The following is a 14,023-nucleotide window of genomic DNA, read 5'->3' as shown; positions in this document are numbered from 1 at the left end:
GCCCGGCCGCGTTGTCCCGGTTCAAGGGGCGGGTCGATGGACAACGGCCCCGCCGAACGGGAGAGCGAAGCATGGGCATGACCTCCGTGAACCAGGCCGTGATCGAGGCCCTGTCGGAGCAGATCGTCACGGCCTATTGCGACGCCGCCGGGCCCGCCGAGGAGCCGGCCCGCGCCCGGCTGATGGGCGAGATCATGCACGCCATCGAGGAGCCGGTGGGCACCCGCACCCTGGCCGAGCACGGCCCCGAACGGGTCAACGCCGTGCTCGCCGACTGGGAGGCGCAGGAGGGCCGCAGCTTCGGACTGCGCCTGATCGAGATCGATCCCGGCCGCACCGTCGTGACGATGGGATAAGGCTCAGGTCCGGCCGAGCTCGACCAGCAGGTCGGCGAGCGGCCCCGGCGCGCTCACCATCGCGTCGTGGCCGGTGGTGAGGTCGCGCCAGCCCCAGCCGGGCTGGCCCCGCACCCACGCCTTGACGCGATCGAGGGTGGGATAGGACGGCGCCGTGCAATCGACGTAGGTGCGCGGCAGGCCGTTGCCGACCGGGCCACGGATCGGCAGCGTGCTCTCGTAGGTGCTCAAGGGGTGCGGGGTCAGGCGCCGCTCCACCCACGCCGCATCCGCCGGGTCGAGCACCCCGAAGGCCGCGGCCGGCGGCGGCGGCAGGCTCAGGCCCCCGCTCGAGTCTTCCGCCGCGCGGCGGCGGGCCGCCACCACCTCGGGCGGCAGCCCGTCGAAGGGCGCGCGGCCCGGTTCCGCGATCAGGGCATCGAGGTAGACGAGGTGGCGCAGCCGCTCCGGCATCTGCTCGGCGACGCCGCTGATCGCCAGGCCCCCGAAGGAATGCCCGACCAGCACGACGTCGCTCAGCTCCTCGGCCACGATCGTCCCGGCGACGTCGCGCACGAAGGTGTCGAGGGTGATTCTCCCGGAGAGGAGATGCGCCCGCTCGCCGAGGCCGGTGCAGGTCGGGGTGAAGACCCGGTGGCCTTCCGCCCGCAGGATGTCCGCGACGCGCACCCAGCACCAGCCGCCGTGCCAGGCGCCGTGCACCAGCACGAAGGTCAGACCATCCGGCATCCCGCCCCTCCCGTCATTGCCGGGGGAGCCAAGCGCGAACCGATGCCGTGCGCAAGGCCTTCAGCTTCCGGCCTCGTCCCGGTCCTCGCGGTTCGCGTCGAACCCGGCGATCATCCGCTCGAGGGCCTGGAAGCTGCGGACCGCCTCCTGGGTGCGGCCGGCGGCGCATTTGCCCTCGGCCGAGCGGTACCACAGCAGCATGCTGTTGAAGGCGTGCTGGTGGGGCGCCGCGGCGACGCGGGCGCGCCGCGCGGTCTCGGCGTCGAACCACACCCGCACGGCATGGCCGGCATTGGTGCAGACATCCGCCGAGGGCGGCAGGGCGGCGCGGGAGACGGTGGGATCGCACAGCATGGCGAACCAGATCGCCCCGGCCGCGAGGCCGGAGGCGCCGACCATGCCGGCGGCGCCGCGCAGGCGCCGGCGCCAGTCGGGCCGCGCCGCTTCGGAGGCCGGCAGGACCTCGACCGCCTCGGGCCAGCAATGGGTGTAGTGCACCGAACCGTCGGTGTGGTGATGGGGCCACGGATGGGTCATCGAGCACCCCCTTCGGGCAGGGTGGGACTCCGGAGCCTCGCGTGGTCGGTCGACGATGCCGGATCGCACGGGGTCGGGTCGGCTTGGAAGGTCGCGGCAGGACGACAAAAGCCGCGGCCGATCGCCGAACGATCTGCGGCGGCATCGGGACCTCGCGAAGTAGCCGGAGGTTAGGCGCGGACCGTCGTCCCCGGCGTGCTCCAGCGCACATTCCGCACGCAGCGACTGGCGATTTTCCGGTCGGCATGCTCTGCCTGTCGCCAGGGGCGCGGCGACGGCGCCCGCGAGCGGGAGGATGACGATGCGCTGGCGCGATGCGGCGATGGCCGCTTTCTGTCTCGGGCTCCTCGCCGCTCCGGCCCGGGCGCAGGACACCCCCGAAGGGGCCCGCCACTGGGCGACCGCCTGGGCCGGCTCGGTCCAGGGCCCCTACCCGGTCGGCAACCCCTCGGCGCAGCCCGACCAGAGCTTCGCCTTCCCCGACCCGGCCGAGGGCGCCCGCGACCAGACCCTGCGGCTGGTGCTGCGGCCGGACGTCTGGGGCCGCGAGGCCCGCCTCAGGATCTCCAACGCCTTCGGCACCCGGCCGCTGACCCTCGACGGCGTCCATGCCGGGCTGCAGCTCGGCGGCGCGGCCCTGGTGCCGGGCACCAACCGCCCGGTACGCTTCGCCGGCCAGGACCGGGTCACGGTCCCGCCCGGGGGCGAGGCCTGGTCCGACCCGGTCGCCCTGCCCTTCGCGGCCGACCCGGACGCCCCGCTGCTGGCCGGGCGCAAGCTCGCGGTCTCGCTCCACGTCGTGGGGCTGAGCGGGCCGATGACCTGGCACGCCAAGGCGCTGCAGACCTCCTACAGTACGGCACCGGGCGCCGGCGCCCGGGGGGCCGACGAGGGAGAGGCCGCCTTCCCGTACTCCACCGCCTCATGGTTCTTCCTCGACGCCGTCGACATGGCGGTGAGCGCCCCGACCCCCGTCGTGGTCGCCTTCGGCGATTCGATCACCGACGGCACCGCCTCGACGATGAACGGCGACGACCGCTGGCCCGACGTGCTGGCGCGCCGCCTGCACGCGCGGTTCGGCAACCGCGTCGCGGTGGTCAATGCCGGCATCGGCGGCAACCAGGTGATCGGCCCGGCGCAGTACGGGCCTCAGAAACCCTTCCCGGGCGGGCCCTCGGCTTTGTCCCGGCTCGACCGTGACGTGATCGGGCTGTCGGGCGTCGCCAGCGTGATCTGGCTCGAAGGCATCAACGACTTCAGCCGCAACGGCGAGGCCTCGCTTCAGGCGGTGGAGGCCGGCATGCGCGAGGGCGTCGCCCGCCTGCGCGCCCGCATCCCCGGGGTGCGGGTGATCGGCGCCACCCTCACCTCGGCCAAGGGTAGCTCCAGCGCCGCCCACGGCCACCCCGAGCAGGACGAGAAGCGCCGCGGCCTCAACGCCTTCCTCCGCGACTCGGGCCTGTTCGACGCCGTAGTGGATTTCGATGCCGCGACCCTCGACCCGGCGACCGGGGGCTTGCGCCCCGAGATGGTTCCGGAGAGCACCACCGGCGGCAAGGGCGACCGGCTGCACCCGAACCGCGCGGGCTACGTGGCGATGGGAAGCGGGATCGATCTCGGGGTGGTGCTGCCGGGGCGGTGACGGAGGTGCCCGTTCCAGGAGGCGGGCGCGGCATCCAAGGGGGCTGCGTGACCCGTCCAGCGTGCAGCCTGCGACCTCGACCAGCCTACTGATCGGGTCTCCTCCGGCAGATGGATATGAAAGCTCCACACCGTCCTGTGCGACGCGTCTACGCCGCCCGTCTTCGTGATGCCCCCGCATCGTCCCACGGGCTGACGCGAAGACCCCTTAAGTCTCGGCCGGAGCGGAGAGCTTCAGTAGATTTTCTTCATATTTATCTCAAATAGGTCGGCCGGCATCACGCCATTTCAGCGTGCGTCTATGAAGCTGGCGCTCGGACTGGCAATCCTTAGTCGACATCCTGGTTCGATGGACTTTTCCACCAATCCAAGATGCGTATCCGTCTTTTTTCATCTTCTCAGAGGTTTACGATGTTTTTCTCATTTTTACGAGCGAGGGATTGCAATTCTCGGGGCTTCCTGCGTCTGGAACCGTGGTTTGGTTTGATTTCCTCTCGCGCGGAAGGATGAATTGGTGAGACAGATACTTCGAGAAGTAGGCGATGTTTCTGCTTCTAATCCGGAATTTATTCGTTGAGGAGGGACACATGGCTTGCCAAACGAGGAGCTTGTGCCAGTCCTCGATCGTGACCGATCCAAGATGGCTCGGCGGTGCATTCCATTGCCATGACTGGCCGCCGGCCCGGAGCGTTTGTGGAGCATGCTTCTTCTTGAGTGCGGCCTGCAGGGTGGGGACCTGACCCGGGTTGGATTCGTAGAACGCCATCAGGAGAATGCCGTCCGCTGGCAGGCCCAAGAGCTGCTGATGCTTGATCGCGGGCGTGATGACGTCCTGCTCCCAATATCGAACCTGGAAAGCCACGACGTCCGGATCGCGGAAGGCTCGTCGCACCGCTGGAAGAAGCCAAGCACGGTGGGTTTGATAGAAGGCACCGGAGACAGGGGCTTGCGCCCTGCAGGTCCCGTCCGTGTTCGCTCTAACGGGCGAATTCTTCTTCGGCGCGCTGACCAGCAGACGCATGATGCCGGTCTCGACGGCGTCCTGTGTCGCGCCCGACTGTGTCAGGCTGGCGCTCCTTCGAAAGGCTGCCCAGGCTGCCGGATCCGCTTCGAAGGCTTCTGCGAAGCGCCGTATCACCGCAGCCTTGGCGGCTGCATCCATCATGAGCGCGGAGAAGAACGCGCCGATCTCGGCTTGCGGCCAGTTTCCGAAGCCGAAGGTGAGCCCATCGAGGCAGGTCACGAGATCGTAATGCCGGTTCGACTGTGAGCCTGCATCGAACAGGAGGATTGCCTCCTGCGTCAGCGCCGCGAGCGGAACGGCTGGGACCATCGCGGCGTCATCGGTCGTGCCCGGTGCCGTGGCTGGCGGTACCCGGGCGGGATTGTGCCTCGGCGGTAGAAGGCCGGATCCGTCGAGCCACGGCTTCGTTGAGGTCTCGGCGCGGGCATGGTTGCAGAATGCGGCTGCAACAGCGCATGCGAGTACAATCGTGAAGGATGTCCGATTCATGCCTTCGGCCTCCGCGTGCAGTCACTGCTCGGCCTTGTGCCTGAATATCACCATATCATACTTCTCGCTGCAACAGGGTGCAGATCATTGCCGGACGAGTGTTCGGTGGTTCTGAAGGAAAATAAATTTGTCTCAAATATTAAAATTCACAATACTATTGATAAATAATAGAAGTAAGAACGTAAATTGACTGCGCAATCTAAAGTATTTGCCTAAGAGACAAGATTAAAATATAAATCAGCCATCGATAAGTTGATGCATCGATTGTATTGGATTGATTTTCGGCTTGAGCAAAGGGAGATTGCCGATGCAAGGCGCATCAGGCCCGCGCGCCAGCGCCGATGTGCCTGTGCTCTGGTCCGTGCAGGATGTCGGTGCTGCCCACGTGCTCGCCAGAGAAGTCCTGCTCTCGCTTCGGGGCTTCGTCCGGGCCTTCGGGTTCCAGGTATGGCGGACCGGTGGCGCGTCGGTCAGTCTCCCGGACCGTTGGCATCACGCATAAGGGACCGCAGCGCTGCGGCGACCTGCCACGATGACGGGTTGGGGGGCCCGCGAGCCGGATCGCCAGCGCGGGGGGCGCCGATCGCGGTGCATCGGTCAACGGCCATCCAGGGGGATGGCGGTCTCACGCCCGCGCGTACAACCGGTCCGCCCGGCTCTCGAACGCATCCGTGAACTTGCGGAATGCCCTGTCGAACATCTTGCCCATGAGCAAGCCCAGTGCCAGGCTCTTGAACTCGTAGGTGATGAAGAACTCGACCGTGCAGCCGCCGTTCGGCGCCTCGCGAAACGTCCAGCGGTTCTCGAGGTGGCGGAACGGGCCGTCGATGTACTCGGCCAGGATCTTCAGGTTCGGGCGGTCGAGGCGGACCCGGGTGGTGAAGTGCTCCGAGATCGCCTTGTAGCCGACTCCCATGTCGGCCACGAGGGTCTCGGTGCCGTCCTCGCCCTCCTGCCGGCGCAGCACCCGTAAGGAATCGCAGAGCGGCAGGAATTCGGGGTAGCGCTCGACATCGGCGACGAGGTCGAACATCTCCGTCGGGCTGTGGCGAACGGTGCGGGTGGTGCGGAAGCTCGGCATCGAGTCAGACGGTCCCCAGCCGGTCGAGCCGGGCCTGCTTGAGCCGGGCGAAATCCTCGCCGGCATGGTGGGAGGAGCGGGTGAGCGGCGTCGCCGAGACGAGCAGGAAGCCCTTGGCGTAGGCCGTGGTCTCGTAGGCCTTGAACGCGTCCGGCGTCACGAAGGACAGCACCGGGTGGTGCTTCTTCGTCGGCTGCAGGTACTGGCCGATGGTCAGGAAGTCGACCTCGGCCGAGCGCAGGTCGTCCATCAGCTGGAGCACCTCGTTGCGCTCCTCCCCGAGGCCCACCATGATCCCGGACTTGGTGAAGATGGTGGGGTCCAGCTCCTTCACCCGCTGCAGCAGGCGGATGGAATGGAAGTAGCGGGCGCCGGGGCGGACCGTCAGGTATTTCGACGGCACGGTCTCGAGGTTGTGGTTGAACACGTCGGGGCGCGCCGCCACCACGATTTCCAGGGCGCCGTCCTTGCGCAGGAAGTCGGGGGTCAGGATCTCGACCGTGGTGGTGGGGCTCAGGCGCCGGATCGCGCCGATCACCGCGGCGAAATGGGCCGCGCCCCCGTCCTTGAGGTCGTCGCGGTCGACCGAGGTGATGACGACGTGGTGAAGGCCGAGCTTGGCCACGGCCTCGGCCACCCGCTCGGGCTCGGCGGCGTCGAGGGCGTCCGGCATACCGGTGCGCACGTTGCAGAACGCGCAGGCCCGGGTGCAGGTATCCCCCATGATCATGAAGGTGGCGTGCTTCTTCTCCCAGCACTCGCCGATATTGGGGCAGCCCGCTTCCTCGCACACCGTCACGAGCTTGTTCTCGCGCACGATGGCGTTGGTCTCGGCCCATTTCGGCGAGCCCGGCGCCTTGACGCGGATCCAGTCCGGCTTGCGCAGGATCGGCTGGTCGGGCCGATGCGCCTTCTCCGGGTGGCGCGGGCGCTGGTCGTTGCGCAGGAGATCGAGGACGACGGCCATGGGATCCGGGACGGCAAGGGGTTTCGAGACGGAGAAGCGCCCGCGAACCCCTCGCGGCGCAACGGTGACTTAAGATGTCTGAGCCGCGGGGGCAAATGGGGCGTGACGCGCCGCCGCGCGGCGCGCCATGCATGTGTGCCTCCGCCGTTCTGCGAAGGCGTCCGGCGCACTCGCGCCGGCGCCCGGTCGGGCTTGCCGGTGCGCAGGACGCGATCGGTCAGGAAGGTCAGTAGCGCCGCTCGCCCCGGACCGCCCGCACCACCGCGATGATGATGACCGCCCCGATGGTGGCGGAGAACAGGTTGCGCCAGAATCCGAAGACCGGGATGTGGAGCTGCGCCGCCAGGAAGTTGCCGACCACGCCGCCGATGATGCCGAGCACGATGTTGCCGAGCAGGCCCATGTTGGAGTTCATGAAGCGCTCCGCCAGCCAGCCGGCCAGCGCCCCGATGACGATGGCCATCAGGAAGCCGACGCCCGGCTGCCCGAGCGCTCCGTACACGTGACCGTCCATGCTGTTCCCCTGTCTCGCCGCCATGCGCGGCTCAAGCTCCCTAGATGGGGGCAGCGTGGCCGCGTTGCACCAGGCCGCTGCGCGTCGATCGCCGTAAAACCTGACGATGCGGAACCCTGCCGCTGCATGCCCGTTCTGCGCACAGGCCCGCGCCGCCCCACGGGTGCAGGGCCCCCTCGGAGAGTTTACCCCCATGACGCTGAAGACCGCCCTCGCGACGGCCGCCCTCCTGCTCGCCTGCGGGTCGGCCCTGGCCCAGACCGCGACGCAGCCGGGCGCGACCGGCGCGATGACGACCCAGCAGGTCAAGACCGCCACGGTGCAGTTCATCACCCTCGAGCCTGCCGCGGCGGTGACCTCGCGCATCCTCGGCACCAAGGTCACCAATGCCCAGAACGAGTCCGTCGGCGACATCGCCGACCTCGTGATCGTCGACGGCAAGACCGTGCAGGCGGTGATCCTCGGCATCGGCGAGCGCTACGTCGCGGTCAGCCCCGACAGCGTGACCCTGGTCCGCGACGGCGACGGCTGGAAGGCGACCGTGAACGCCACCAAGGACGAGTTGAGCAAGGCCCCGGCCTTCGACTACAAGAAGAAGGGCTGAGGCTTTCGGCGCCCCGGCGCCCCGGGGCGCCTCTTTACGCGCTGGTGTTGCGCCGCTCGCGGAACACCAGGGCGAGGTTGCGCAGGTAGATCACCGTGCCGAGGCTCTGGCCGAGGATGAAGACCGGGTCGCGCCGGTAGAGCGCGTAGCCGAGAAGAACCGCCGAGCCGCCGAGGGACAGGAACCAGAACGAGAGCGGGATCACGCTGCGCCCCGCCCGCTCGCTGGCGATCCACTGGACCAGGAAGCGGGCGGTGAACAGCCCCTGCCCGACGAGGCCGACCATCAGCACGAGGTCGACCGGGCCGGTGAACAGCGACCAGAAATAGGCGCTGAGCCCGTGCATGATGTCGGCGACCATCCGGGCTACTCCGTTCCGGCCGGGGTGACCTGCCCGGCTGGAGCGACTTGCCCGCCTGGAGCGACTTGCCCGGCCGGGACGACCAACTCGACCTGCGGCACCCGGCGCCGGCGGCGGATCAGCCACCACACCCCGGCGAGATCGAGGATGCCGACCCAGAGCCGGTCGAACAGGCCGTAATTCGAGCGGCCGGTGAAGCGCGGCCGGTCGACCACGTCGGCATGGACGACGGAAAAGCCTTCGCGGGCGACGAGGGCCGGCATGAAGCGGTGGAGCGCGTCGAAGTAGGGCAGGCGCAGGTACACCGCCCGGCGGAAGACCTTGAGGCCGCAGCCGGTATCCCGCGTGGAATCCTTGAGGATGCGGCCGCGCACCCCGTTGGCGATGCGCGACTGGATCATCTTCAGCCGCCCGTCCTTGCGGCCGACCCGCTGGCCCTGGGCGAGGCCTGCCCCCGGCCCTGCGGCGGCGAGCGCCGCCGCCAGCGCCGGGATGAAGGCCGGGTCGTTCTGGCCGTCGCCGTCGAGCGTCGCCACCAGCTCGCCCCGCGCCGCCAGCACCCCGGTGCGCACCGCCGCGCTCTGGCCGCAGCTCTCGCGATGGCGCAGCACGCGCAGCTCCGGATGGCGCGACCGCAGTTCCGCCAGGGCCGTCGGGGTGGCATCGGTCGAGCCGTCGTCGACGTAGACGATCTCGAACGGGCTCAAAGAGGCGCAGGACGTCGCGATCTCGGCGACGAGGGGGGCGATGTTGCCGGCCTCGTTCTTCACCGGAACCACGACGCTGAGGCGGATTGCCGCCTGATCCGACATGACGTGTGCGCTCTCGTGCGGGTGGTGGGTCACGGCGTCACCGCATAGGCCGACAGGCCGACCGGCTTCCCGCCGTTGATGTTGAAGCCCGTCACGCGGCCGACCGGCTGCGGCGGTCTGCCGGCAGCTGACGCTGCCGCGAAGGCCCTGGCGAAGCGATCCTCGACATAGACGAGGCGGCAGCCGCCCTGCTTGAGGAAGGCGGCGGCCTCCTCGGCGGAATCGAGCATCGCGAGGTCGGTGCCGACGAGGAAGACCAGGCTTGGCTCGCGGTAGCCCAGCGTCGCGGCCCTCGGATTCGGGCAGGGCAGCGCGTCGCGCAACGCGGCGAGCCGCGGCGAGACCTTGAGGGCGGCGAGCGCCGGCTGGGTGAGCCCGAACACCGCCGGTCCGAGGAGTGCGCCGGCGAGCACCGCGACGGCGAGCGCGCGCTCGGGGAAGCCGTCCACGAAGGTGCGCCAGGCGAGGAACGCCACCGCGCTCGCCGCTACGAGCAGCGGCAGCCCCGCCCACGGGATCACCCCGTCGAGGCGCCAGGCGGCGACGCAGAGGCCGACCGTCAAACCGGCGGGGATGAACGGCACCAGCAGCGCCACGAGCCGCGCCCCCGGCCGGTCGCGATGGACCGCCCCGCGGGCGACCGCGGTCACCGCCAGGATCGCCAGGGCCGTGCAGAGCGGCAGCACGTAATGCGGCAGCTTGGTCGGCACCGCCTCGAAGACGAGCCAGGACGGCAGCACCCAGGCGATCAGGAAGGCGACCCCGTCCTCCCGGCGGTTCGCCCAGGCGAAGGGCAGCGCCATCGCGGCGAAGGCCGCCGCGGGCCAGAAGGTGGCGAAGATGACGACGAGGTAGGTGCCGGGCGGCGCCCAGTGCTGGGTCTGGGCGGTGCCGACCTTGCCGAGCATGTCGTGCCCCACCGCCTCGCCGTAGAAGGCGCCGCCGCTCTTGAGCGTGATGGCGACGAACCACGGCGCGACGAGGACCAGCACCAGGACGAGGCCGAGGCCCGGCCGGAGCGCCTTCAGCCAGGCGCCGGAGCGCGCGACGATCGAGAGGCACAGGGCCGCGAGGCCGGCGAACATCGGCACCATCGGCCCCTTGACCAGGATGCCGGTCGCAACCGCGAGCCAGAAGGTCAGGACCGTGAGGCTCGGCAGGCGGGCCGCGGCGGCCCGGGTCATCCAGGCCTGGGCCAGCGCCCCCATGGCAGCGATCGCGCAGGCGGTGAGGAGCGCGTCGGTCTTGGCGAGCCGCGCCTCGGCCGACAGCATGACGGAGGCGCCGACGAGGGCGGCGGCCAGCAGCGCCTGGCGCCGCGGCAGGAAGGCGAGCGCGGTCCAGTAGCTCAGGAGCACCGTGGCGAGGGCGCCGATCAGCGAGGGGATGCGGTAGAGCCAGATGATGGTGCGGGCGCCCGGCACGCCGAGGGCCTCGCCGGCGGCCACGACGGCGCTCTGGGCCCAGTAGATGCCGACCGGCTTCTTGTGCCGGGCCTCGCCCTGGAAGCGGATATCGACGAGGTCGCCCGATTCCAGCATCTGCTTCGAGGCCTGGGCGAAGCGCGGCTCGTCCCGGTCCATCGGCTGGAGAGAGGCGAAGCCCGGCAGGAAGCAGACCAGCGACAGCACGACGAGCAGCGCGCAGGCCGCCCCGTGGCTGCGCGCCCCGAGATCGAGGAGGCGCTCCGCGAGGAGACCCACGGAGGCGGCGCGGCCGGGGCGGCGCCCGGCGGCAAGGCTCGTCAATGCACTGCTCCGAACCGGGAAACCCGACGCCCGCGGCGCCGGCCGGGCCGCCCGACCGGCGCCGGTCGCGGCGGGCGCCCGTGTCGGTGATCCGCTTCGGAATGTCAATTTTCGCAGGCAGGCGGCGTGTCGACCTCGGCTCGACGGGGGCGAGCGGCCGAGCCCTCACGCCATCTCGAACAGGAACCCGTCCAAGGCCGGGATCGGCACCGACAGGCTCACGCCGCGCGAGGCTCGCGACAGGCGCCAGGGGCGCTCGCGGCCGGCGCGGACCGCCTCGGAGGGGCGCAGGCGGCGGGTGGCGCCGTCCTCGTCGATCTCGTCGATGGTGAGGAAGCCGTAGACGAGCAGGCGCGAGGCCAGGAGCTTGGTCTCCCGGTCGCCCGCCGCCACCGGCAGGGTGCCGGCCTCGTAGACCGTGTCCATCAGGCTGCGCTGGTCGCGCCGCGCGGCGGCGACGCGGGGGCTGGGGGCGAGTTCGTGGTCCAGCCCGTGGCCCACTCGGGCGGTCCGCTCCTTGCGCCGGAACGCCACCACGGTGCCGCCCTCGACGGTGCTCCTCTCGCCCGACAGGTTACGCATACGCCCGATACCCTTCGCGACCAAGCAGATTTCGCAAAAGTGGTTGCCGGTTTTGCGACAAAAATCTGCGACAAAACAAAAGCCTAAGCGGACGAAGCGTTGGCCTGCCAACGCAAGTCCGCTTAGCCGCCGGCCCCTCGGGGCCGCGGCGACGCGCAGGATTCGATGAATCGGCTTAACGCCCGATTGACCCTGTGACGGCGGGCCCCGTGCCGGATCGGTGCAGGCCTCCACCCTTTTCCCTGGCCCTCGCCCACCCCCACCGGCGCGTGTATGAGCGCGACGCACCGGCCCGCCCCGCGAGGAGTTCCGTGATGACCGAACCGGCCCCGTCCCGCCCGGCGCCCGCCCTGGCGGTGGAGGACCTGGCCTGCCGCTTCGGCCGGGTGCAGGCCCTCGATCGCGTCTCGCTCACCGTGCGCCCCGGCGAGGTGATGGCGCTCTTGGGGGATTCGGGCTGCGGCAAGAGCACGCTTCTGCGGGTGGTGGCCGGGCTCGAGGCGCCGGATGCCGGCACGGTGCGGCTCGACGGGCGCCTCGTCGCCGGCGAGGGCGCGGCCGTGCCGCCGGAGGCGCGCGGCGTCGGCCTGATGTTCCAGGACTACGCCCTGTTTCCTCACCTCACCGTGCGGGAGAACATCCGCTTCGGTCTGAAAGGCCAGCCGGTCGCCGCCCGCGAGGCGGCCGACGAGCTCCTGGAGCAGGTCGGCCTCGCGGGCCATGCCGGCTCCTATCCCCAGACCCTGTCGGGGGGCGAGCAGCAGCGCGTGGCGCTGGTGCGGGCGCTGGCGCCGGGGCCGCGGCTGCTGCTCCTCGACGAGCCCTTCTCCAATCTCGACCGGCGCATGCGCGACCGGGTGCGGGAGGACACCGTGGCGCTCCTGCGCCGCACCGGCACCACCGCCCTGATGGTGACGCACGATCCCGAGGAGGCGCTCGCGGTGGCGACCCGCATCGCCCTGATGCGCCGCGGCCGCATCGTCCAGGTCGCCACCGGCGAGGCCCTGTACCGCCGCCCCGAGAGCCTGTTCGCCGCCCGCTTCCTCGCCGACGCGGCCGAGATCCCGGCCCGGGTCGAGGCCGGGCGGGCCGAGACGCCCCTAGGCATCGTGCCGGCCCCCCACCTGCCCGAGGGTGCGGCGGTCCGGGTCTGCCTGCGGCCCGAGGCCCTGCGGGTCGGCCCCCCCGGCGAGGGCATGCCTGCGCAGGTCGCGCGCCGCACCTTCCTGGGCGCGGCGAGCCTCCTCCATCTCGGCGTGCCGGGCCTCTCAGGGCCGCTGCGGGCGCGCCTGCCCGGGCCGGGACCCTACGGGCCGGGCGACGCCGTCGGGCTGACGCTGGTGCCGGACGCCGTGCTGGTCCTGCCCGACGAGGAAGCGGCTTAGTCCGGAGACTTGCGTGATCTTACATTGAAACAACTAAAATCTAACGCGCTTGCTTTTGTTTCGGGTTTGCTTCTCAAGGAGGCGCCAATCTCGGGAGGCGCCCCTTGTCCCTGTCACGCACCGCGCTCGCGCTCTTCGGTCTCGTCGCCCTCGCGGCCCCCGCCCGGGCCGAGACTGAAGTGAACCTCTACACCACCCGCGAGCCCGGCCTGATCCGCCCGCTCCTCGACGCCTTCACCCAGGCGAGCGGCGTGAAGGTCAACACGGTGTTCGTCGACAAGGGTCTCGCCGAGCGCGTCGCGGCCGAGGGCGCCCGCTCCGCCGCCGACGTCGTGATGACGGTCGATATCGGCAACCTGATCGAGCTCGTCGACCGCGACCTCGCCCAGCCGGTGCGCTCGCCCACCCTCGAGGCGGCGATCCCCGCCAACCTTCGCGACCCGGAGGGGCGCTGGTTCGCCCTCTCGACCCGCGCCCGGGTGGCCTATGCCGATCCGGACCTGCGCGACCTCGCCGGGCTGACCTACGAGGACCTGGCAGACCCGAAGTGGAAGGGCAAGATCTGCCTGCGCTCCGGCCAGCACCCCTACAACACCGCGCTGATCGCCGCCCATCTGGTCAAGCACGGCGAGGCGAAGACCGAGGCCTGGCTGCGCGGGGTGAAGGACAACCTCGCCCGCAAGGCCGGCGGCGGCGACCGCGACGTCGCCCGCGACATCGTCGCCGATCTCTGCGACATCGGGCTCGGCAATTCCTACTATGTCGGCCTGATGCGCAGCGGCCGGGGCGGCCCGGAGCAGAAGAAGTGGGGCGAGGGCATCCAGGTGGTGCTGCCGACCTTCCAGGGCGGCGGCACCCACGTCAACGTCTCGGGTGCGGTGGTCGCCAAGTCCGCCCCGAACCGCGACAACGCCGTCAAGCTGCTCGAGTACCTCGCCTCCGACGACGCGCAGGCGCTCTACGCCAAGGCCGATTACGAGTACCCGGTGAAGCCCGGCGTCGCGGCCGACCCGCTGCTGACGGCCCTCGGCCCGCTCAAGGTCGACGCCACCCCGCTCGTCGAGATCGCCCGCAACCGCAAGGCGGCGAGCCTGCTCGTCGATAAGGTCGGGTTCGACCGCTAGTCCCGCCCGGGCCCGTCCCGTCATCGTCCAGGACAACGGAGCCGCCGTGGAGGGAGGAGCCTTCGTGCC

Annotated in this window: 15 protein-coding genes; 5 read left to right on the top strand and 10 right to left on the bottom strand. The window is 70.3% G+C overall.

Annotated features, from left to right (window positions below):
• Positions 1-71: 71 nt before the first annotated feature.
• Positions 72-356 (top strand): hypothetical protein, encoded by a 285-nt coding sequence (locus MFF64_RS18340; RefSeq protein ID WP_099902404.1) that lies wholly within the window; start codon positions 72-74, stop codon positions 354-356.
• Between the two features lie 3 nt (positions 357-359).
• Here the strand turns inward: MFF64_RS18340 and MFF64_RS18335 are convergent, their stop codons facing one another.
• Both MFF64_RS18335 and MFF64_RS18330 read right to left on the bottom strand, forming a co-directional pair.
• The gene (locus MFF64_RS18335) at positions 360-1,085 is read right to left on the bottom strand and encodes an alpha/beta fold hydrolase (RefSeq protein ID WP_099902406.1); all 726 of its coding nucleotides are present in this window, start codon (positions 1,083-1,085) and stop codon (positions 360-362) included.
• A gap of 60 nt (positions 1,086-1,145) precedes the next feature.
• The gene (locus tag MFF64_RS18330) at positions 1,146-1,622 is read right to left on the bottom strand and encodes a hypothetical protein (protein ID WP_207768072.1); all 477 of its coding nucleotides are present in this window, start codon (positions 1,620-1,622) and stop codon (positions 1,146-1,148) included.
• Between the two features lie 301 nt (positions 1,623-1,923).
• Here MFF64_RS18330 and MFF64_RS18325 point away from each other — a divergent pair, with 301 nt between their 5' ends.
• Positions 1,924-3,264 (top strand): GDSL-type esterase/lipase family protein, encoded by a 1,341-nt coding sequence (locus MFF64_RS18325; protein ID WP_238191846.1) that lies wholly within the window; start codon positions 1,924-1,926, stop codon positions 3,262-3,264.
• A 405-nt stretch (positions 3,265-3,669) separates the two neighbouring features.
• Here the strand turns inward: MFF64_RS18325 and MFF64_RS18320 are convergent, their stop codons facing one another.
• The 4 genes from MFF64_RS18320 to MFF64_RS18305 all read right to left on the bottom strand — a co-directional run bounded on the left by MFF64_RS18320 (position 3,670) and on the right by MFF64_RS18305 (position 7,338).
• Positions 3,670-4,776, bottom strand: a complete 1,107-nt coding sequence (locus tag MFF64_RS18320) for a hypothetical protein (RefSeq protein ID WP_238191844.1) — start codon at positions 4,774-4,776, stop codon at positions 3,670-3,672.
• Positions 4,777-5,401: 625 nt separating this feature from the next.
• Positions 5,402-5,857: a type II toxin-antitoxin system RatA family toxin gene (locus MFF64_RS18315; RefSeq protein WP_048450163.1), complete on the bottom strand. Its 456-nt coding sequence runs from the start codon at positions 5,855-5,857 to the stop codon at positions 5,402-5,404.
• 4 nt (positions 5,858-5,861) lie between these two features.
• Positions 5,862-6,824, bottom strand: coding sequence for a lipoyl synthase (gene lipA / locus MFF64_RS18310; RefSeq protein ID WP_099902627.1), 963 nt, complete (start codon positions 6,822-6,824; stop codon positions 5,862-5,864).
• A gap of 226 nt (positions 6,825-7,050) precedes the next feature.
• The gene (locus MFF64_RS18305) at positions 7,051-7,338 is read right to left on the bottom strand and encodes a GlsB/YeaQ/YmgE family stress response membrane protein (protein WP_099902625.1); all 288 of its coding nucleotides are present in this window, start codon (positions 7,336-7,338) and stop codon (positions 7,051-7,053) included.
• A gap of 193 nt (positions 7,339-7,531) precedes the next feature.
• Here MFF64_RS18305 and MFF64_RS18300 point away from each other — a divergent pair, with 193 nt between their 5' ends.
• Complete coding sequence (locus tag MFF64_RS18300) at positions 7,532-7,942, top strand: PRC-barrel domain-containing protein (RefSeq protein WP_099902623.1); 411 nt, start codon at positions 7,532-7,534, stop codon at positions 7,940-7,942.
• 34 nt (positions 7,943-7,976) lie between these two features.
• On the opposite strand, the gene MFF64_RS18295 is transcribed toward MFF64_RS18300, so the two are convergent.
• The 4 genes from MFF64_RS18295 to MFF64_RS18280 all read right to left on the bottom strand — a co-directional run bounded on the left by MFF64_RS18295 (position 7,977) and on the right by MFF64_RS18280 (position 11,445).
• The gene (locus MFF64_RS18295) at positions 7,977-8,303 is read right to left on the bottom strand and encodes a lipid-A-disaccharide synthase N-terminal domain-containing protein (protein WP_099902620.1); all 327 of its coding nucleotides are present in this window, start codon (positions 8,301-8,303) and stop codon (positions 7,977-7,979) included.
• Positions 8,304-8,308: 5 nt separating this feature from the next.
• Positions 8,309-9,115 (bottom strand): glycosyltransferase, encoded by an 807-nt coding sequence (locus tag MFF64_RS18290; RefSeq protein ID WP_238191842.1) that lies wholly within the window; start codon positions 9,113-9,115, stop codon positions 8,309-8,311.
• 29 nt (positions 9,116-9,144) lie between these two features.
• A complete protein-coding gene (locus tag MFF64_RS18285; RefSeq protein ID WP_238191840.1) occupies positions 9,145-10,863 on the bottom strand; it encodes an ArnT family glycosyltransferase in 1,719 nt (572 codons plus the stop codon).
• A gap of 165 nt (positions 10,864-11,028) precedes the next feature.
• Positions 11,029-11,445 (bottom strand): hypothetical protein, encoded by a 417-nt coding sequence (locus MFF64_RS18280; RefSeq protein ID WP_099902414.1) that lies wholly within the window; start codon positions 11,443-11,445, stop codon positions 11,029-11,031.
• A gap of 314 nt (positions 11,446-11,759) precedes the next feature.
• On the opposite strand from MFF64_RS18280, the gene MFF64_RS18275 reads away from it, so the two are divergent.
• Both MFF64_RS18275 and MFF64_RS18270 read left to right on the top strand, forming a co-directional pair.
• Positions 11,760-12,830, top strand: coding sequence for an ABC transporter ATP-binding protein (locus MFF64_RS18275; RefSeq protein ID WP_238191838.1), 1,071 nt, complete (start codon positions 11,760-11,762; stop codon positions 12,828-12,830).
• 110 nt (positions 12,831-12,940) lie between these two features.
• Positions 12,941-13,954, top strand: a complete 1,014-nt coding sequence (locus MFF64_RS18270; RefSeq protein WP_438823084.1) for an extracellular solute-binding protein — start codon at positions 12,941-12,943, stop codon at positions 13,952-13,954.
• Positions 13,955-14,023 lie beyond the last annotated feature (69 nt).

Source organism: Methylobacterium frigidaeris, assembly GCF_022179185.1.
Lineage (GTDB): Bacteria > Pseudomonadota > Alphaproteobacteria > Rhizobiales > Beijerinckiaceae > Methylobacterium > Methylobacterium frigidaeris.
Note: the sequence above shows the minus strand (reverse complement) of the source record. Positions and strands in the feature narration are given on the sequence as shown.